This window comes from Streptomyces sparsus, assembly GCF_054776295.1.
On sequence record NZ_BAAHCA010001549.1, the window covers coordinates 1 to 714 of the forward strand.

A 714-nucleotide genomic window follows, 5' to 3' on the forward strand; every position below is an offset into this window, starting at 1 on the left:
CCGCCAGGCGGCCAGCCCGGTGGCCGTCGCGATCAGCAGCACCGCGGAGGACGGCACGCCCAGCAGCGTCGCGGTGTGGCCGGGGAGGTCCGGCCACACGCCGGCGGCCTCCCCGATCCGGCCGGGTATGCGGTCGCCCAGCAGGGCGATGGCGGCAGTGCCCAGGGCCACGCCGAGCAGGGCGAACGCGAGGTGCTGGATCAGGAAGATGCGCACCACCTGGCCGGGGGTGAAGCCGATGGCCTTGAGCACCGAGATGTCGCGCAGCTGACCCCGGACGCGGGCGCTGATCGCGCCGGACGCGGCGAGGGCCGCCACGAGCAGCGCGCCCACGCCGAACACCGCGAACAGCAGGCCGAGCAGCCGGTCGTCGCCCTCCGCCTCGGTCCTGGCCTGCTGCCACTTGGTGACCTGGGCGACGCGGTCGGCTCCGAGCAGGGTGACCGCCCGCTGCACGGTGAAGTCGGTGTCCGCCGGGTCGGTCAGCCGCAGCCCGGTGACCTGCGCGGAGCTGTCGGGGGCGGCGGTGGCCAGGTAGTCGGGCAGCACCCAGCCGGTGCCGGGGCGCTCACCCGCCCGGTAGCGGGGTTCGGCGGCCTCCGCGACGCCGACCACCCGCAGCGGGTACGTGCCGCCCTCCTGGTCGGGCACGGTCAGCGTGTCGCCGGGCTCGGCCCACAGCACCCGGGCCAGCGAGGCCTCCAGCACGACACC

1 protein-coding gene is annotated in these 714 nt (G+C 76.3%); it reads right to left on the minus strand.

Annotated features, from left to right (window positions below; translation table 11 throughout):
• On the minus strand, positions 1-714 hold a 714-nt coding region (locus tag ACYVE9_RS29540; RefSeq protein ID WP_461030939.1), incomplete at both ends, for an ABC transporter permease.